Annotated in this window: 17 protein-coding genes; 12 read left to right on the plus strand and 5 right to left on the minus strand. The window is 41.4% G+C overall.

Annotation, left to right across the window (positions count from 1 at the left end):
* Window positions 1–28 precede the first annotated feature (28 nt).
* Window positions 29–427, plus strand: a complete 399-nt coding sequence (locus ACO1PF_RS10795; RefSeq protein ID WP_423190547.1) for a GtrA family protein — start codon at window positions 29–31, stop codon at window positions 425–427.
* 18 nt (window positions 428–445) lie between these two features.
* Window positions 446–994, plus strand: coding sequence for a cysteine hydrolase family protein (locus tag ACO1PF_RS10800; RefSeq protein WP_423189065.1), 549 nt, complete (start codon window positions 446–448; stop codon window positions 992–994).
* A gap of 71 nt (window positions 995–1,065) precedes the next feature.
* Here the strand turns inward: ACO1PF_RS10800 and ACO1PF_RS10805 are convergent, their stop codons facing one another.
* Window positions 1,066–1,587, minus strand: coding sequence for a hypothetical protein (locus tag ACO1PF_RS10805; RefSeq protein ID WP_423189066.1), 522 nt, complete (start codon window positions 1,585–1,587; stop codon window positions 1,066–1,068).
* Between the two features lie 551 nt (window positions 1,588–2,138).
* On the opposite strand from ACO1PF_RS10805, the gene ACO1PF_RS10810 reads away from it, so the two are divergent.
* The 9 genes from ACO1PF_RS10810 (at window position 2,139) to ACO1PF_RS10850 (ending at window position 11,903) form a co-directional block, all read left to right on the plus strand.
* Window positions 2,139–3,071 (plus strand): ABC transporter ATP-binding protein, encoded by a 933-nt coding sequence (locus ACO1PF_RS10810; RefSeq protein WP_423189067.1) that lies wholly within the window; start codon window positions 2,139–2,141, stop codon window positions 3,069–3,071.
* Window positions 3,072–3,084: 13 nt separating this feature from the next.
* Window positions 3,085–4,359 (plus strand): ABC transporter permease, encoded by a 1,275-nt coding sequence (locus ACO1PF_RS10815; RefSeq protein ID WP_423189068.1) that lies wholly within the window; start codon window positions 3,085–3,087, stop codon window positions 4,357–4,359.
* The gene (locus tag ACO1PF_RS10820) at window positions 4,360–5,451 is read left to right on the plus strand and encodes an ABC transporter permease (RefSeq protein ID WP_423189069.1); all 1,092 of its coding nucleotides are present in this window, start codon (window positions 4,360–4,362) and stop codon (window positions 5,449–5,451) included. It begins immediately after the preceding gene.
* A 135-nt stretch (window positions 5,452–5,586) separates the two neighbouring features.
* Window positions 5,587–6,237: a TetR/AcrR family transcriptional regulator gene (locus tag ACO1PF_RS10825; protein ID WP_423189070.1), complete on the plus strand. Its 651-nt coding sequence runs from the start codon at window positions 5,587–5,589 to the stop codon at window positions 6,235–6,237.
* A 38-nt stretch (window positions 6,238–6,275) separates the two neighbouring features.
* Window positions 6,276–7,136, plus strand: a complete 861-nt coding sequence (locus ACO1PF_RS10830; protein ID WP_423189071.1) for an SDR family NAD(P)-dependent oxidoreductase — start codon at window positions 6,276–6,278, stop codon at window positions 7,134–7,136.
* 54 nt (window positions 7,137–7,190) lie between these two features.
* Window positions 7,191–8,090, plus strand: coding sequence for an ATP-binding cassette domain-containing protein (locus ACO1PF_RS10835; protein ID WP_423189072.1), 900 nt, complete (start codon window positions 7,191–7,193; stop codon window positions 8,088–8,090).
* Window positions 8,091–9,689, plus strand: coding sequence for an ABC transporter permease (locus ACO1PF_RS10840; RefSeq protein ID WP_423189073.1), 1,599 nt, complete (start codon window positions 8,091–8,093; stop codon window positions 9,687–9,689).
* Window positions 9,690–10,608: 919 nt separating this feature from the next.
* Complete coding sequence (locus ACO1PF_RS10845; RefSeq protein ID WP_423189074.1) at window positions 10,609–10,941, plus strand: PadR family transcriptional regulator; 333 nt, start codon at window positions 10,609–10,611, stop codon at window positions 10,939–10,941.
* Complete coding sequence (locus ACO1PF_RS10850) at window positions 10,938–11,903, plus strand: permease prefix domain 1-containing protein (RefSeq protein WP_423189075.1); 966 nt, start codon at window positions 10,938–10,940, stop codon at window positions 11,901–11,903. Before ACO1PF_RS10845 ends, ACO1PF_RS10850 begins: the two co-directional genes overlap by 4 nt.
* Before the next feature lie 134 nt (window positions 11,904–12,037).
* Here ACO1PF_RS10850 and ACO1PF_RS10855 read toward each other — a convergent pair whose 3' ends face one another.
* Window positions 12,038–13,072 carry a zinc-binding alcohol dehydrogenase family protein gene (locus tag ACO1PF_RS10855; RefSeq protein WP_423189076.1) on the minus strand — a complete coding sequence of 345 codons (1,035 nt, stop codon included), beginning with the start codon at window positions 13,070–13,072 and terminating at the stop codon, window positions 12,038–12,040.
* Between the two features lie 162 nt (window positions 13,073–13,234).
* On the opposite strand from ACO1PF_RS10855, the gene ACO1PF_RS10860 reads away from it, so the two are divergent.
* On the plus strand, window positions 13,235–14,197 hold the full coding sequence (locus ACO1PF_RS10860; protein ID WP_423189077.1) for an aminopeptidase: 963 nt from the start codon (window positions 13,235–13,237) through the stop codon (window positions 14,195–14,197).
* Between the two features lie 633 nt (window positions 14,198–14,830).
* Here the strand turns inward: ACO1PF_RS10860 and ACO1PF_RS10865 are convergent.
* The 3 genes from ACO1PF_RS10865 to ACO1PF_RS10875 all read right to left on the minus strand — a co-directional run bounded on the left by ACO1PF_RS10865 (window position 14,831) and on the right by ACO1PF_RS10875 (window position 17,460).
* Window positions 14,831–15,667 (minus strand): DUF72 domain-containing protein, encoded by an 837-nt coding sequence (locus ACO1PF_RS10865; protein ID WP_423189078.1) that lies wholly within the window; start codon window positions 15,665–15,667, stop codon window positions 14,831–14,833.
* A 6-nt stretch (window positions 15,668–15,673) separates the two neighbouring features.
* Window positions 15,674–16,141 carry a DUF188 domain-containing protein gene (locus tag ACO1PF_RS10870; RefSeq protein WP_423189079.1) on the minus strand — a complete coding sequence of 156 codons (468 nt, stop codon included), beginning with the start codon at window positions 16,139–16,141 and terminating at the stop codon, window positions 15,674–15,676.
* Window positions 16,142–16,284: 143 nt separating this feature from the next.
* Entirely contained in the window at window positions 16,285–17,460 is a 1,176-nt protein-coding gene (locus ACO1PF_RS10875) for an ROK family transcriptional regulator (RefSeq protein WP_423189080.1), read from the minus strand.
* Window positions 17,461–17,785: the final 325 nt, after the last annotated feature.

The raw sequence follows: 17,785 nt of genomic DNA on the forward strand, positions 1-17,785 counted from the left end.
TTAGGGATGGGATGAAATATTGAGAGAAATGTATTATAAGTTTGAGGAGTTCATTGATTACTTCCTTTTTGGTCTGGTCACATCGTCGATTAGTATTCTGTCTTTTTACGTGTTGAACGAAATCGTCGGTTGGCATTATTTGGTAGCAAATATAGTGGCTGTAATTCTATCGATCCTGTTTTCCTATACTGTGAATAAACGGTATGTATTTAAAACGCACACAAAAACACGAAAAGCCTTTGTAAAAGAATTTGTCTTTTTTGTTTTATTCCGTTCAACAGGGGCAGCGGCTGATATGCTTGGTTTATTTGTCATGGTCAGTTTTTTTAGTTTCGATCCTACCTTGTCAAAGATAGGTGTTGGAACAGTAATTGCTTCTAGCAACTATTTTGTCAGTCGTATACTCATCTTCAAAAATATCGAATAAGAGGAAAGGAAGAGGATAATGAGAAAAGCATTGATCAACATCGATTATACCAATGATTTTGTGGCTGCAGATGGTGCCTTGACCTGTGGCGAACCGGGACAAGCGGTGCACGACAAAGTGTTGTCATTAACGAAAGAGTTTTATGAAGCCGGAGAATTTGTCGCGTTTGCGATCGATAAGCATACGGAAAATGATCCCTATCATCCGGAAACCGACTTGTTTCCACCTCATAACATTGAAGAGACAGAAGGCCGATCACTATACGGTGATTTAGAAGCCTACTATCAGGAAATCAAAGCGGCCAAGACCGTGTATTATACAGACAAGACACGGTACAGTGCCTTTAATGGCACAGACTTGGAAACCAAATTAAGAGAACGGGACATCACAGAAGTTCATCTCATTGGCGTCTGCACGGATATTTGTGTGTTGCATACGGCAATGGATGCTTATAATAAAGGCTTTTCAATTGTCGTCTATAAAGATGCAGTGGCCAGTTTTAATCAAGTGGGTCATGACTGGGCATTAGGGCATTTTAAAGATACCCTGGGGGCAAGAATAGTTTGAAGCATAGATAAAGATGAATAAGAAAAACTCTCCTAAAATCCGTTAGAGGATTTTAGGAGAGTTTTATTTTTTTAACTAAACTGTATATAAATATCCAAATCAAAGGGTTCATCATATTCCACGATGCATTCCTTATCTTTATCATAATGCTTAGAAGGGCCACCCTTGATATAAGCGAATGCCGTAAGAATAGTGGTCTGTAAATAATGTTGAACTTCTTTACTAAACGCTTCGGGTAGTTGCCCTAAATTAGTATCTTCTATATACAAATCAAAATCCTCATCAGAAGTAGGGATCAGTTGTACCTCTTGGGTTCGGAAACTCTCATATTCATATATTTTTTCCTTGACTTCCATAATATCCTTGTCTTTTTTACCAGCATAATATCGGTTGGCTAGATCATTTTTAATTATGCATTTTGCGATCGTATCAATGGTTTCTTGATTTGATGATATGTCTTGAGCTTGGAAAAAATGTTTATATTGAATAGATATTGTCCGAGTTATTTTCTTTTTTGGTTTCGTACTTAAAAATTTGTTTGAGTGCGTTGCATGGTTTTTTACAAAAAATTTGAGGTTTTCATAAAAGCTCAAGTAACATCCTCCTTTCACAATTAATAACTCTTCAGTTCAGTGGGGGGGAGTAGGGCCACGTCTTCACATAATATCGAAAAAAGAGAGGATGTTCAAATATTTGGACTTAACTCTTACCTTAATTTTAATCAGTTTCACTTAAGAAGTCAATGACATAAACCCATTTCCTATCAGTCTTACCACTTATTTAAGAAAAGGTGAAAAGGGGGAGGCTTTTTCTGTTTCATATAGATATGGATTTTCTCCACCAAATACGTTATGGAGCGTGACATTTGCTCTATACAATGACCTATAGGCGAGGACCTTTCCAATAGAAAGGTGTGATTGACCTGATGTGAGATAGGTTAACTTTTTTAACCTCAACGTCTTCAAATTGAAGAGTATGATGTAAGGCAAACCAGTTAAGATTGTTTTTTGCTGAGCTTTTATTGTGTAACGGCTCAGCCTATTAAGGCTAATAATTAAGTCACTTACTTTGAGGGTTAATATATGCGACGGACTCTTTGATTGTATATACTATAAGTATAAAAAACGAAAGAAGGGAGTCACGTATGTTAGAGACCAGAGAGTTAACAAAAAAATTCAAAGAACATGTCGCTGTTCATAAGGTCAGTCTCTATTTAAATAAAGGTGAATCAGTTGGATTGCTGGGTCCAAATGGTGCGGGCAAGTCGACGACCATTTCAATGATGTCAACACTGCTGCCACCTACTTCAGGGGAGGTTCATTTCAAGGATAAGAATGCATTGAAAAATCCTCAAGAGTTACGCCAGGTGTTAGGTGTCGTCCCGCAGGAAATCGCCTTGTATGAAGAATTGTCCGCTTATGAGAACATGAAATTCTTCGGACGGATCTACGGTTTGAAAGGGGAAAAGTTGGAAAAACGCATCGAAGATGTTTTAGAACTGATCGGACTTACTGAGAGGAAAAAAGATGCGGTCGAGACATATTCGGGAGGAATGAAGCGCCGAATCAATATCGGAGTGACACTTTTACACGAACCGGAAGTGTTGATCATGGATGAACCGACAGTAGGGATCGATCCGCAGTCGCGCAATTATATTTTAGACATGATAAGAAAACTGAACAGAGAAAAGAACATGACGATCCTCTATACCAGTCATTACATGGAAGAGGTAGAAAAGCTCTGTGATCGTGTATACATTATGGATCACGGTGAAATCATTGCCTCCGGTACAAACCAAGAACTGAAAGAGATTTTGAGCAGTGATGAGACGATCCGCATCGATGTGGAGTCGCTATCCCCAGCTTTTCTTGAACGCTTGTCAGAGCACCCTGTCGTGCAGAAAGTCATGCAGGAAGGACAGGGCTATAAAGTCATTGCGACAAAAGGAGACGATTTGCTGGGCGATGTCTTTGACATGGCGAAATCGGCCCACACTAAAATCACTGGCATAGTGGTCCAAACGCCTACACTGGAAGATGTCTTTTTACACTTGACCGGAAGGAAATTACGAGACTAAAGGGAGTGATTGTATGTTGCATCTTATTAAAAAAGACTTTCAATTATTGTCTCGTAGCAAATCAGACCTTATGGAGCTCCTGCTTATGCCGTTTATTCTCATCTCGATCCTCGGCTTTGCCCTGGGAAATCTTACGGTAACAGAATTTTCAATAGAGCCTTTTCCAGTGGCTGTCGTTGAGGAACAAACTTCGGAAGAAGCGATGAGTCGATTTGAAGAACGTCTGACAGAGATGGGCTTGGAAGAAACTGAACGGAACCAGCTCTTAAGTATAGCGGAGGAACTGGACCCGCGTAGAGAACTTCAAAATGTTTTGGAAAGTGAGGAAGTGAATGAGTGGGTCGTTCCTCTTGAGATGACGAATCAGGAAGTCGCTGCTGAAGCACTCGCTGAGGGAGAAGTATCTGGAGTGATCATTATTCCGGAGGGGTTTTCTACTCATATATGGGAAAAAGTATTATTGAATGAAGAAACAGTTTCTGAATTGGAACTGGAACTGCTGGACTTCCAGAGTGTACGTGGAGATATTTTAAGAAGCATCACAACCACCTTTGTCGAGCGTTACAATCTGGAAGTGTCTGTAGCCCTCGCCTTGGAAGGTGAACAGGAATCGGTCCAGCCGGAAGACACATCCTATGGTGAAGTGGTGTCGCTGAATGCTGAAGAACCGATTTCTTCATTCCAGTATTACACGATCGGTATGGGGATGATGTTTGCTCTATACACAGCCCCAGCTCTATCTAGTCGAGCGTTTAAGGAAAAAGAACAGCATGTTTTTGGACGGCTTATGGTCTCTGGAACGAAGCCGCTGAATTATCTGATGAGTAAATTGATTTCAGGGACATGGATCACTTATATACAAGTCGCTATTTTGTTCGGATTGAGCACGTTGATTTTCGGAACGTTTACCGGAAGAGACAGCACTTTTTGGTTGAACACAGCCATCGCTACACTGGTTCTTGCATTTGTTGTGGGTGGAATCACCAGCTTGCTGACATCCATCACGCTGTATTCGAACAGTAATACAACATCCAGTACGTTTAACGGATTGATCGTCACTGTCTTTGCTTTTTTAGGAGGCAGTTTTACACCTGTCGGGCAGTTTTCGCAAAGTTTGAAGGAGTTGGGAAACTGGACGCCGAACGGGGCCATGATGACGAGTTATCTGCAGCTGATGCAGGGATTTTCTTTAGAAGAAATAGCACCCCTCTTGATCAGAGTTTTAGTGATGGCGGTCATTCTTATTTTGCTCAGTGTTGCTGTTTTTCCTAAAAGGAGGTTGGATTAAATGTGGACAGTCTTCAAGTTACAGTGGCAGCGTTTATTTAAGCAACCTTTAGTCGTTTTGATGTTCTTGGGATTAACGGTCTTATTTGTCAATTTCTTGGGAGGAAGCCAAGGTGATCAAAAGATTACGACGCGCACCTATAGTGAAGAATTGACGAGTGAGGAACTAGATGAGTGGATCACTAAACTCAACGAAAACGACACCTTTGTCTTTGAAGCAAGTGATTATGATACCATATATGAACGCATTCGAATGAATGAAACGTCGTTCGCCTTGGAATTGAATGAAGAGAACTATCGCTTTCTAATCGGACGGGAGGATATGGAACTGTCCCCGATCATTCAGCATGTCGATCAGGTGTTTTCCAGAGAAAAACGCGTTGCCCAACTGGAAGAAAATGACTTGTCAGAACCCTTTGAACTGCAGACGTTTATCGAACTGAATACCGTTTTGAGCAGTGACGAATCCAATGTCAGTCAAGGTTTTCCGGTCGGTATTTTGGCGGGTATGACTTTCTATTTCTCGGCATTCTCAGTCTTTTACCTTATGATAAATTTGATTGAAGAAAAGAAAATGGGTACTTGGAACCGCCTCATTTTTTCTCCCTTAAGTAAAACAAAAATATATATGGGGCAAATGCTGCACTACTTTTTAGTGGGATTCATTCAGATTGCGCTATCGTTCATTATCTTGAGTAATCTGATAGACGTCGATTTAGGCACCAATTATGTGCCCATGCTGGTAGTTATCTTGAGTTTTATTTTCGCGATCGTTTCTCTAGGGATGTTCATTATAGGTATCGTCAGCTCACCTCAACAGCTTCAAATCGTTATTCCTATTGTAGCTACATCCATGGCAATGATCGGCGGAGCATTCTGGCCGCTTGAAATCGTTAATAACCGTATCTTATTGTTCCTGGCTGAACTGATGCCGATCAAACATGGTATACAAGGAATGATTGGGGCTGTGAATCAAGGTAGCAGTGTGAGCGAGTTGTTTGGACCTATAGCTGCTCTGCTTTTCATGGGGGTACTCTTTATGGTGATCGGGCTTAATTTGATGGAACGTATCTCTGAAAAAAGCAGCTTATAATTTTTAAATAATATGGAATGTTATATATTGACCGCCCTGGTCAGGTATGCTAAAGTAAGCCTGTAAAGAGAGCGGTCAAAATTTTTTAGTCCAAACTGACCAAGCTGGTCAAATCTCTCAAGGAAGGATAACCTGATGGAAGATGCATTCTTATCTTTGGAAAAAGATAAACAGGAGAGAATACTCAACGCAGCGTTCAAAGAGTTTAGCGAAAAAGGTTATAAAAATGCCTCGACGAACCAGATAGCCAAAGAGGCTGGGATCGGGAAAGGGACGTTGTTTTATTATTTCGGGAACAAAAAAAACCTGTTTCATCAATTGATCGATGAGGCGTTCGACATTGCCTACCGAGAATACCTGAGCAAAGTGAACTTTGAAGAAACCGATTTTTTCAAGCGGATCGAAGAAATGAGCCTCTTGAAATGGAACGTCTATCAAAAGTACGAACAGGCACTTAACTTCATGGGGCACATTCTGATGCACTCGGAAAATTATGCATTACCTGATGATTTGAAATCAAAGCAGGAACAGGCAGAAAAGATTTGGGGAAGTTTATTGACGGAAAATATCGATTTCACAAAATTCAGAGAAGACATACCCAAAGAAACATCGTTTAATTTTATCCGCTGGACCATCGAAGGTTACCGTGCTGAACTGGAACAACGGTTAAAGCAAGAACCCATCATAGACTATACGAACGAGCATTTAAAACCCTATTACGATGAGTTTTATGATCATCTAGGTTATTTGAAAAAAATATATTATAAAGATGATAGTGACGGATAGTTTGGAAGAATAGGAGAAACGATTGGAGTGCTTTTCGTATGAGAGATAAAGTGTGTTTGATTACGGGTGGAAATTCAGGCATCGGAAAAGCTGCAGCTATCCAATTGGCTGAACTTGGTATCAAGGTGATCATTGGTTGTAGAAACGAGGAAAGAGGCAGTGCGGCGCTAAAAGAAATAAAAGATAGAAGTAAAAATGAACAAGTTGAACTGCTGCTGATAGATATGAGTTCTCAAGCATCCATAAAAAAGGCAGTCAATGAATTGAAATCAAAGCATAAGGTGCTGGATATACTTATTCATAATGCCGCTGACTTTGACATCAGTAGAAAAACACCTCAGTTTTCAAAGGAAGATGTCGAAACGGTCTGGGCTACAAATCATATCGGTCCGGTTTTATTGACAGAGCTGTTAATGGACGAACTCACTCAGAGTGAACAGGGTAGAGTGATCACGGTCTCTTCCCAAGGCTTGATGATGCATCCCTTATTGAAAGTCGATCTGGAGGATCCGGAGTTCAGAGAAAGAAAATACAGCGTGGAAAAGACCTACTATCAGTCGAAACTCGCTCAAGTCATGTACACTTACTGGCTTTCAGAAAAGTTGAAGGAAACACCCGTCACCGTAAATTGTATCAGGGTGACGAATGTGAAAATCGATATAGACAGGTATCCTGATCTATCCGAGCTCATGAAGAAGATGTACTCAGTAAAAAGTAAGTTCGCCATATCCCCGGAAAAGATGGCTGAAACTTACACTTATCTGGCTAACTCTCCGGATATCGAACATGTCACAGGAAACTACTTCAACGAAAAAAAGGAAAGTGTCAAATCATCTAAATATAGTCAAAATCAGGCTAATATTCGTGAGGTAATGGAACTCACTATGGGATATATTTAAAAATTTATCAAAAAATTGGCGATGACTTTATTTTACTAGAGGAGTGATGAATAAATGGAAAAAGTTGTGGAAATCAAGGGACTAAAAAAAGCATTCGGTAAAACACAGGCATTAAAAGATGTCAGCTTCAACGTAAATAAGGGTGAAATCATCGGTTTCATTGGACCGAATGGAGCGGGTAAATCAACGACCCTTCGTATCCTGCTCGGTTTGATCAAGGCAGATGACGGGCAAGCCACGATATTCGGACAAGATGTCTGGAATGATGCTGTTGAGATCCATAAGCGCGTCGCCTATGTGCCGGGAGATGTAAACTTGTGGCCCAATCTAACAGGGGGCGAAGTGATCGATTTATTTCTCAGTATGCGCGGACAAAAAGTGGACAAACAGCGCAAAGAAGAACTGATCAAACGCTTTGAATTTGATCCGACTAAAAAATGCCGCGGTTATTCAAAAGGAAACCGACAGAAAGTCGCTCTCATATCGGCGTTCGCAGCCGATGCCGACGTGTACATCTTTGACGAACCGACAGCCGGTTTGGATCCGCTTCAAGAACGGGTTTTCCAGAAACAGGCACGAGAAGTGAAGGCCAGAGGTGCAAGTATCATACTTTCCAGCCATATATTATCCGAAGTTGAACAACTCTGTGATACGGTGGCTATAATCAGCCAAGGGGAAATCGTCGAATCAGGGTCACTCAATGAGCTCAGACACCTGACGCGCACACAAATTATTTTCAAAACAAAAGAAGACGTCCCTTTGTTGGCTGATCAGGATTTTGCTCACGATGTCATACATGAAAAAGGGGAAACGATTTTCCAGCTGGATAGTGATAAAATGGCTGAATTCTTGCGTTTTGTCGAACCGTATCACGTCACGAAACTAGAGAGTGCTCCGCCCAAACTTGAAGACCTGTTTATGCGTCACTACGAAACAACTAAAGGGGGAGTATAAATGGCTTCTCAAGCATTTGCTCAGACTGGTCGCTTGTTTCGCTTTGCTGTAAAGAAAGATTGGTTGAAAATCTTTTTATGGCTGCTCGGGGTTGCTTTTTATGTTTTCATCGGTGTCTTTGCGTTCGTGGAAGTCTATGGTGATCCGGCTGAGCGCGAAGCATTATCTTATGCGATGCAGAACCCTGCCATGGAAGCACTGTTTGGTCGTGTTATAGGTCAGGATAATTATACGATCGGTGCCATGTACAGTCATATGATGACCATTTTAGGTTTTGTAGTATTTGCAATTATGTCTATTTTACTGGTCGTCAGAAATACGCGTTCCGAAGAAGAAGACGGTATTTTAGAACTGATTCAAGCTCAACCGACGGGAAGAATCGCTCACACGACCTCAGCTATTTTATTACTTTTGGTAACAAACGTGCTTGTGCTCATTATTACTGCGGCATTGATCATTGCTTTAGGAGACGCCAGCATGACAGTCGAAGGGGCCTTTCTGACTGGGACCATTTATGCGAGTGCCGGTTTGTTTTTCGGGGCTGTCACGCTCGTTACCGCACAACTTTCATCGAATGCCCGAGGTGCGATGATGCTGGCCTTTGGTGTATTGGGGATCTCTTATATTATTCGAATCATCGGAGATGGCGGTGTGCCTTTACTCAGTTGGTTCTCTCCTTTGGGATTGCTTTACAATACGGAACCGTTCGTCAATGATTACTGGTATCCGGTATTTATCAGTTCGGCTCTGAGTCTGTTACTCATTGCTTTTGCACTCTATTTGAAACACAAACGGGATATGGGAGCAGGCTTGATCGCTGATCGAGACGGAAAACGTCATGCTTCCGCTTTTTTGAAAACACCGGTTGGCTTTGTTTTGGATCTGATCAGGACACCGCTGATCGTCTGGACCGTTTCTATGGCCCTGTTAGGTTTCACATATGGCTCAGTTATCGGGGACGTTGACAGTTTACTAGAAGGGAACGAAATCGTCAGTCAAATCATTGCCAATCAAGAAGGCATCAGCATGGCTGAGCAGTTCATGGCGATGATATTGGGTGTATTGGGGATCTTTTCCTCAGTCCCGGCTGTTCAGTTCCTGCTAAGAGTCCGTGGGGAAGAGAAGAAAAATCGCCTGGATAAACTGATTGCTGGTACGCGTTCTCGTTACCATATCTTAGGGACTTTTTTCCTAATTAGTACAGTCATTGCCATTATTATGCAGATCGTGACATCACTCGCTTTTGGAGGAGCAGCTTTAGTAATGGATTTTGACATCGATTTCCTAAAAGTGATGCTAGCGGGAATGGCTTATGTGCCGGCTATTTTTGTCATGATCGGACTGGCTACCTTATTGGTCGGATGGTTACCGAGGTTGACGTCACTTATCTGGCTGTACCTGGGCTTTGTCTTTGTCAATTTATACTTTGGAGAGCTGTTCGATTTTCCAAAATGGGTAAGTGCATTTTCAGCTTTCCATTACGTGCCGGAGATTCCGATTGAAACGTGGAGCTGGCCAGTCGTTTTTGGGCTAACTGCTTTAGCTGGTATATTATCAGCAGCCGGATTTATCGGCTTCAGACGCAGAGACATTGATTAAGTTAATCATTATTTATAAACAGACGTTGCGCTTTCGAGCCGGCGTCTTTTTTTTGTTTTAATATGGGTTATTCGTCTCTTTGAAATGCCCTTATCTGTACCCAGTTCGGTAAGTACGTTGTGATCGGCTCTCCCAAACTACCGAACCTGTACTTCCTTCGGTAATTACATTTTGATTGACTCTCCTAAACTACCGAATCAATACCCAGTTCGGTAAGTACAGCGTGGTCGGCTCTCCCAAACTACCGAACCTGTACCCAGTTCGGTAAGTACGTTGTGATCGGCTCTCCCAAACTACCGAACCTGTACCCAGTTCGGTAAGTACGTTGTGATCGACTCTCCCAAACTACCGAACCTGTACCCAGTTCGGTAAGTACGTTGTGATCGGCTCTCCCAAACTACCGAACCTGTACCCAGTTCGGTAAGTACGTTGTGATCGACTCTCCCAAACTACCGAACCTGTACCCAGTTCGGTAAGTACGTTGTGATCGGCTCGCCCAAACTACCGAACCTGTACCCAGTTCGGTAAGTACGTTGTGATCGACTCTTCCAAACTACCGAATCAGTACCCAGTTCGGTAAGTACAGCGTGATCGGCTCTTCCAAACTACCGAACCTGTACCCGGTTCGGTAATTACATTGTGACAGTGTCTCCCAAACTACCGAATCAATCAACTATTGTCAAAATCAATCTTCGTAAAAGTGATAAATAAACTAGACACAGCAAACTTATAAGGAATCCCTTCTATAAATCCGAATAATTTAACTCGAATTCACCACTTTTATGATTCAAAAAAAACTCATTTATTACTACGTTAACAGTAGTGATTTTTATGAAAAAGTAGTAAACTAAGTACAACGACAGATGAAGTACATTTATGAAATGATAATACATATTAAACAAACGGAAGGAGTGGTTGAATGATCAGTAGCGACGTCATACGGGGATATAACGATACCTTTCTTCTATCTTTATTGGATCAGGGCGATTCTTACGGGTATGAACTATCGAGGCAGATAAAGGAAACGACCGATGGCGATTATATTATCAAAGAAACGACTATGTATTCAGCTTTTACGCGTTTGAAAAAGAAAGGCTACATCCTCTCATATCCTGGAACGGTCACCCAGGGAAAAAAACGAACCTATTATTCAATCACACCTGAAGGGAAAACGTATTTAAAAGCAAAACAGAAAGAGTGGCATATCACAAGAGAAGTGGTCGATCAATTAGTCGGAGGAGAAGATAAATGAATACTATCAGAGAATATATTGAGCAGATGTTCAAAGGTGTCCCCATGAACGATGAAACGACGCAGTTGAAAGCGGACATTCTGGCGAATCTGGAAGACAAGTATCTCGCATTAAAAGAAGGTGGCGCAACTGAGCATGAAGCGATCGGGGTCGTGATCGCTGAGTTTGGAGACATCGATGAGTTACTGGAAGAATTCGGTGTAAGTCGGGTGAATAAAAAAGTTACAGCTCAGTATACAACGATGAGTTCGGAAGATCTAGCTCGCTTTGTGGAAGCTAAAGCACGGATGGGACTGAATGTCGGGTTGGGTGTGTTGGCGTGTCTATCGGGTATAGCTGGTTTACTCCTGTTATTGGCTTTTCAAGGGATGATACCTGGTGCTTTATATCTTGGTTTGCTCTTGATGGTCACCTTAGCAGTGATTGGGATCGGCTTGTTCATTATCGAAGGAATGAAAGCCAAAGACTTTAAACCGTTTTATTCACCGTTTATCATCATGCCGACCGACAAAGAATGGATCCAGGATGACCAGGATAATTATAAACGTTCCTTTATATTCAGTATCGTTGCCGGGGTGTCCCTTTGTATCATGTCGCTCACACCCGTTTTGATGGGGGCATTGACACCGATGATTCCCGTTTTGGTCGGTGTGGGATTCATGTTGATACTCATTGGCACTGGGATCATTTTCTTTACTTACAGCGGCAACGTCTGGAGTGCTTATGGAATCATCTTGACCAATGGGAAATATATTGAATCGATTGAAATAGAGGCGGCTAAAGATGAACGCAATAAAAAAGTGAATTATATCTTGGAAGAAATATATTGGCCGATTATTGTTGTCATCTATCTTGTCTTTAGTTTTCTACAAGGAGCCTGGGCCTGGTCATGGATCATTTTCATCTTGGCGGGAGCACTGGAAAGCACGATCAAGTCGTTGGCAGGAAACTGGGAGAACTAAGTTGTAATCTTTTAGCTACGAACTGAATATTGTGTATAAATTAAAAGCCACTGAATGATTTAACATTCAGTGGCTAAATTTTATGTTTTTTTGATTATATTTTCCAATCATGAAGCTACGCTGTTATGAGTTGATCATTTTTTGTTGTGCGCTAAAACAATTTTGCCGATGGTATGTTCAGTCATCAATTGTTTATAGGCATTTTCAAGAGTCTCTTCATTCATTTCGCTTATTAAGGTTTCAAGGTTTGAATGGATAAAACCTTGTTCGATCTGGTTTTTGAGTTCAGTTAAATACTCATGTTGTTTGATCCAGTCGTTTGTTTCATAAATAGAGCGAGTGTACATCAATTCATAACTGAAGGTCACACTCTTGCCAAAGAAGCTTGTTGGCAATGGATCCAGTAAGGGAAGGAGAGAACAGACACGGCCTTGCGGTTTGATGATTTTACCGACTTCTCGGATATTTTCATCAACCTTGGCAGCGATGAAAACAGCGTCAATTGTGTCGATACCTAGATTTTTTAATTGTTCGCGGTAAGGTTTTGAATGATCCAAAATTGTTTTAACACCCAAATTTTTGACATACTTTCTGCTTTCATCTCGTGAAGCTGTGCCGATGACATTAAAACCATAATTCAAGGCGATCTGGCAGGCGACCGATCCCACACCACCAGCTGCGCCCACGATCAACAGGGTCACATCACTCGGATTTTCTGAAATCGAAAATAAATCTAAGCGGTCATGAATAACTTCATAAGACGTTACAGCCGTGAGAGGTAAAGCTGCCGCTTCATTATAGGTGAGATTTTTCGGTTTTAGAGCAACCATGCGTTCGTCGATAATATGATAGTCCGCCTGGGTTCCCAGAAATTTACTTGACCCTGGGTAAAACACATCGTCCCCTTTTTTAAACAAGGTGACGGATTCACCGACTTCAACGACTGTGCCACTAGCGTCTCTTCCTAAACTAGTGAAAGAATCGTCCGCTGATCTTTTCATCATTCGGGTCGCCAGATCTGTTGGGTTTACTCCAACCGCTTTGACTTCAACCAGGATTTCTCGATTTTTTGGTTCAGGAATAGCCATTTCTATCTTATTGAAAGTAGGTAACTCATTTTCTTTTTCAGGATCATAAAAGCCGTATGCATTCATTGTTTTTGGCATCATTAACTTCCTTTCACATTTTCTTCAGTCTACACTTTCTTTTGATAAACGACAACTCTTACTGATGACTCATCTTGATCAGTGATAGATAACTTGAAATATTTTCAAATTGAGTGTGTTTTCGCTATGATAGGAATAGAGACAATTACAGAAGAGGAGAAAGTTATGACTAATTATATTGACAACGCTATAAAAGTCTTTGAAAACAATTTTGATTTAAAGAAAGATGAAAAGGTCGTGATCATCACCGACGACAGTATGCGCGAGGTGGCCCTTCCTTTTTATGAAGCGGCTTGTAAAAAAGGGAACGAAACCATCTTTTCACAGTTTCCAGCTATTTATAAATCAGGCGAAGAACCGCCCGCACTGATTGCTCAGGCAATGAAAGATGCGGACGTGGCTTTGTGCGTGACGCAAGCCAGTTTGACTCATACCCGAGCTAAAAAAGAGGCCGCAGCGACTGGTACGCGAATCGGTACGATGCCGGGCATGACGTTATCGATGCTTGAAAAAGGAGCCATTGAAGCGGACCCGGCTACTATCCAAAAATTGACCCGGTATTTCACTGAGTTACTTGAACGTTCAAGTCGGGTGAAAATCGAGAAAGATGGGGAAGTCCTGACGTTTTCAATAAAGGGGCGTAACGGCATACCAAGTACCGGGATATTCCGGAAAAAAGGACAGGCTGGAAATGTTCCCTCAGGTGAAGCCTATATTGCCCCGCTTGAAGATTCAGCTAATGGAAAATTGATTGTCGATGGGTCAATTGCACAGCTTGGTAAAGTGAATAAACCCGTAACGCTCTCAATCAAAAATGGGAAACTAGTTAGTGCGTCAGAAAAGCAAGGACAAGACTTACTCGACCTACTCGGAACAGATGAAGGAAAAACCATTGCAGAATTCGGTATTGGAACGAATCCTTCAGCTCGTATAACCGGGGTCGTTTTAGAAGATGAAAAAGTATTTGGCACGATTCATATCGCCTTTGGTTCAAACAAACCATTCGGTGGAATAACAGAAGCGGGGGTCCACATCGACTGCGTAGTTCAAGAACCTACCGTATGGATCGATGACGAAAAAATCATGGAAAAAGGAAAAGTACTGGATCCGAATCTTCCAACAGTTTAATGCATTGAATAAGGAAAAGAGGCAAAGACAACCGTCTTTGCCTCTTTTTTTGTATAAGGTAATCTTTATTAACTGTGCTTATGATCAGGCTTACTCCAAAGAAATATTATCTTAGTGACCTTGAAGTTTCAGTTAGGCATCCTCAAAACACAAACCGACCTGAGTGGTGCTAAGTAGGCCCAACTTCGGTAAACTCAGACACAAATCGGTCTGAGTGGTGCTAAGTAGTCCCAAGTTCGGTAAACTCAGGCACAAACCGGCCTGAGTGGTGCTAAGTAGGCCCAAGTTCGGTAAACTCAGGGACAAACCGGTCTGAGTGGTGCTAAGTAGTCCCTACTTCGGTAAACTCAGACACAAATCGGTCTGAGTGGTGCTAAGTAGGCCCAACTTCGGTAAACTCAGAGACAAACCGGTCTGAGTGGTGCTAAGTAGTCCCAACTTCGGTAAACTCAGAGACAAACCGGCCTGAGTGATGCCAAGTAGGCCCAAGTTCGGTAAACTCAAGCAGAAACTGGTCTGAGTCTACCTAACAAGATTCTAATGATGACCATACTCGCCGATAAGCGAGTATGAACCACCTTAAAACGTTCAATGGTTGTGGAAACTGACCTGCAGGGGTCAGTTTCGTCGTTTTTAAAACAGATCGAGTTGTTTCGGCGCGAGGCCGGAGAAATCAAGTCCAAGTAATTGTTGCAGAGACTTGGCATTTTTAGCTGCATGACCGCCGGAATTGTTATTGAAAATAACGCATACTTCTTCGGCATCCCGGTTCAATTGTTTCACTAATGCACTCAATTCTTCGAGTTCTTCTGTTGAATAATCGTAAAGGGTCCGTTCGGCTCGCCAGTCGGTGACGTTTTCGCCTAACCAGCCTTCGTAGTTCCTGCCGTGCAGGCGAATGACGCTTAAGGACGCAGCGGTCACTTCAGGGATCTTTGGAACACTGTTATTTGGGGTCTGGGGTTGATCAACGACCACATTTGTCCATTGAAATTCTTTTAAAAAGGCAAGTGTCCGTTCTTTATTCTTTTCACTAAACCAGCTGGGGTTCCGAAATTCAATTGCCATAGGCAAGTCTTGCATTTTACTTTTTACATAGCGTAGATACGTGACATGTTTTTTTACACAGTCAAAGTTAGGCGGGAATTGAAACAGAAAAGCTTTGACTCTATCCTGGTCGAGCATCGTTTGAAATGCAGCTAAATAGGCTTCAAACGCGTCATCCATGGTTGTGAATTCTTCTTCAAAAGGTTTATGTAGAGTCATTACGCCGTATGCTTTTGGAAAAAACTGAAAAGCCTCAGGCGTTTTTTCTATCCAATTTAAAATCGTTTGCCGTTTTGGTATTGCATAAAAGCTCGTATCCAGTTCAACGACAGGAAAGTGCCCAGCATACTCCTGTAGCTTTCTTTGGGGATCATGTTGAATAAGGTCGTGATCACTCCAACCTGTTAATCCAATCGTAATCATTCGATTCTAGTCCTTTCGTTCAGCTAATGATTCTTGGATCACGGTTTCAAGCAAGTCTTCATAATCCAACTGGGTCTGATCAGCAAAAGGATGAAGGGCTTTTACCCGACTGCGTTTTGATGTGCGCCTTTGTTTGGCTGAAAGATGACGGCCGTCGATCAGGTGTTGAATGATACTTTCCGTATATTCGTATCCATCATGGTGGAGGACGCGGCACCCTCTAGGCAGCAGCATCGAGGCGAGGCCATAGTCCTGCGTGATCACGATGTCGTAGGGCAGTGTGATACCCACGATCTTGAAATCCGCCTGGTCACTGCCACGCTCGACCCAAAGCTGTCTGACATGGCTGGGGACTTCTTTCGTGGAAAAGTGGGAAATACTTGCCACTAAAACCACTTCCAGGTCATAATTTTTCGCAAGGGCAATCGTTTCTTCTTTTTTCGGGCAGGCATCTGCATCTATAATTATTTTCATAGTCATCTCCTTTTACCATAGGCTTATTACAGTCACGTTCCATCAGAAATCGACAAAAAGAAAACGGGTAGCTATAAACTACCAGCGTCACTATTGCCAAATAATCTCGTCTGGGACAATGGCTTTTTTAAAGGATAATATTATTATATTTCCAATACTTTCTCCATATCTAAATTAAACCCGACATTATCAACATTTAGAAACTCTTTTAAATTATAAACAGTAGCGCCATATAAACTTGCTTTGTGTCCGAGTTTGGATTGTCTGATCGGGAAATTTTTATAAATTGTGGAATTGAGCGAGTTTTGGAGCAAACCAATAAGTTCAGGGATTTCTTCCAATATCTCAGCGTTTATATAGACTATTTCGGGGTCATAGTTCCCGATTATATTCATTAAACCAATACCAAGGTCTTTAGTAAATTTTTGAATCATATTCTGTGTATCAGCATCTTTTTGACGATAGGCTTCAAGTAAGTTATCAAAATTCAGCGATTTATCATTTTTTAATTGTTGGAAATTTCGAATAATTGCTTTGGTGGAGCAATATTGCTCCAGACACCCATGATTGCCACAAGGACAGTTTAGACCATCAGGATATAGAACTGTATGACCGACTTCACCGCTTCGTCCGTTGTATCCTCGGTAGAGTTGACCATCTAGAATGATACCGGCACCGACACCTGTATGTGCACTGAGAGAAATAATGTTCTGATGTTCGGTATCGAAAGCTGCTTCTGCTAAAGCGGATAAATTCGCTTCATTTTCAATGTGAATAGGTAGGTCGATACTTTTTTTCAGTTCTTCAATAAGATCAATCTTATCCAAATCAAAATAGGGGGTAAATTTGATCAAGTTTTTATCGACAACACCATGAACAGAGATGGTCACCCCGATGATACCAAAAGGGCTTTTATTCATCTTGGAACGAAAAGCATCAACCACGGTGGTGATATGAGCAACAACATTATCTTTATTAATGTTTGTTTCTTTGATTTCATAATCTATTTTTTCGCCGTCGAGATAGGTTATCAAATAACTGATACGATCATAACGGACATCGAAACTGATAGATACGCCAGCTTTTTTATTCACGGTCAGTAAAATGGGGCGGCGTCCACCTGATTTGGTACTGTTCCCCGGTCCGATTTCAATCACATAGTCATCTTCAATTAATTTTCTAACGATTTCTGACACGGTCGCTTTATTCAGACCTGTCATTTCTGAAATCTTGGTGCGTGAAATTTCGGGATGGTTGGTAATCTCTGTTAGGACCAAAACACTATTATTTTCTCTGATATTACTTTTCATTCTTAACATTTTATTTCCTCGTTTCTTGTAGTTGTATTAGGGCAAGTTTTTCAAACTGCACGTCAAAACGTCAGAGTGTAGTTTAAAAATATTAGTTTCAATGATCAGCGACGTATAAAGAGTGTTTGAAAGCGCTTGACATTAAAAAATAGATTCGCTATAGTTGTAAATGAGTTAGTTAATATAACTAACAAACTACCTATATAACCATTATATCATATCTAATTACATATAAAAATACACACTAATAGATTGATATAGTTGTAAAACATCGGTTGGAATATCCTGATGAGGATGAGAAAAAAGCGACTTTTATAAGTCGGGAACAAAGGCA

This window comes from Alkalibacterium sp. f15 (genome assembly GCF_049389645.1).
Taxonomy (GTDB): domain Bacteria; phylum Bacillota; class Bacilli; order Lactobacillales; family Carnobacteriaceae_A; genus Alkalibacterium.

What these genes read in the sequence shown, in the direction of transcription:
- ACO1PF_RS10795 (WP_423190547.1), top strand. Translation starts at nt 29, where the DNA reads ATGTATTATAAGTTTGAGGAGTTCATTGATTACTTCCTTTTTGGTCTG.
- ACO1PF_RS10800 (WP_423189065.1), top strand. Translation starts at nt 446, where the DNA reads ATGAGAAAAGCATTGATCAACATCGATTATACCAATGATTTTGTGGCT.
- ACO1PF_RS10810 (WP_423189067.1), top strand. Translation starts at nt 2,139, where the DNA reads ATGTTAGAGACCAGAGAGTTAACAAAAAAATTCAAAGAACATGTCGCT.
- ACO1PF_RS10815 (WP_423189068.1), top strand. Translation starts at nt 3,085, where the DNA reads ATGTTGCATCTTATTAAAAAAGACTTTCAATTATTGTCTCGTAGCAAA.
- ACO1PF_RS10820 (WP_423189069.1), top strand. Translation starts at nt 4,360, where the DNA reads ATGTGGACAGTCTTCAAGTTACAGTGGCAGCGTTTATTTAAGCAACCT.
- ACO1PF_RS10825 (WP_423189070.1), top strand. Translation starts at nt 5,587, where the DNA reads ATGGAAGATGCATTCTTATCTTTGGAAAAAGATAAACAGGAGAGAATA.
- ACO1PF_RS10830 (WP_423189071.1), top strand. Translation starts at nt 6,276, where the DNA reads ATGAGAGATAAAGTGTGTTTGATTACGGGTGGAAATTCAGGCATCGGA.
- ACO1PF_RS10835 (WP_423189072.1), top strand. Translation starts at nt 7,191, where the DNA reads ATGGAAAAAGTTGTGGAAATCAAGGGACTAAAAAAAGCATTCGGTAAA.
- ACO1PF_RS10840 (WP_423189073.1), top strand. Translation starts at nt 8,091, where the DNA reads ATGGCTTCTCAAGCATTTGCTCAGACTGGTCGCTTGTTTCGCTTTGCT.
- ACO1PF_RS10845 (WP_423189074.1), top strand. Translation starts at nt 10,609, where the DNA reads ATGATCAGTAGCGACGTCATACGGGGATATAACGATACCTTTCTTCTA.
- ACO1PF_RS10850 (WP_423189075.1), top strand. Translation starts at nt 10,938, where the DNA reads ATGAATACTATCAGAGAATATATTGAGCAGATGTTCAAAGGTGTCCCC.
- ACO1PF_RS10855 (WP_423189076.1), bottom strand. Translation starts at nt 13,072, where the DNA reads ATGATGCCAAAAACAATGAATGCATACGGCTTTTATGATCCTGAAAAA.
- ACO1PF_RS10860 (WP_423189077.1), top strand. Translation starts at nt 13,235, where the DNA reads ATGACTAATTATATTGACAACGCTATAAAAGTCTTTGAAAACAATTTT.
- ACO1PF_RS10865 (WP_423189078.1), bottom strand. Translation starts at nt 15,667, where the DNA reads ATGATTACGATTGGATTAACAGGTTGGAGTGATCACGACCTTATTCAA.
- ACO1PF_RS10870 (WP_423189079.1), bottom strand. Translation starts at nt 16,141, where the DNA reads ATGAAAATAATTATAGATGCAGATGCCTGCCCGAAAAAAGAAGAAACG.
- ACO1PF_RS10875 (WP_423189080.1), bottom strand. Translation starts at nt 17,460, where the DNA reads ATGTTAAGAATGAAAAGTAATATCAGAGAAAATAATAGTGTTTTGGTC.